This is a genomic window from Micrococcus sp. PSi08, assembly GCF_054960655.1.
In genome coordinates, this window is record NZ_JBHNYP010000076.1 from 1 (window position 1) to 265 (window position 265).

Below are 265 nucleotides of genomic sequence, written 5' to 3' on the forward strand. Positions count from 1 at the left end.
CCCGAGTGAGACCACCTTCGCGGTGAAGTCCACGGCCCGGTAGTTGTTCCCGTTGTCCGTGATCACCCGGTCCACGGTGATGCCGTGGGCGGCGAAGAACGCCCTCGCCCGGCAGTAGAAGCTCACGGTCGTGGCCGCCCGCTCGTCCTCCAACGCTTCGGTGTAGGCCAGCCGGGTGAACCCGTCGATCGCCGAGTGCAGATAGGTGTAGCCGACCCGCCGGCCTGCACCACGCTTGGAAGCACGGCCTGCTTCACTGTCACGT

General features: G+C 66.8%; 1 pseudogene. It reads right to left on the bottom strand.

The features are described from left to right. Window positions 1-265, bottom strand: a pseudogene (locus ACFI33_RS11840) (IS481 family transposase); the annotation flags it as partial.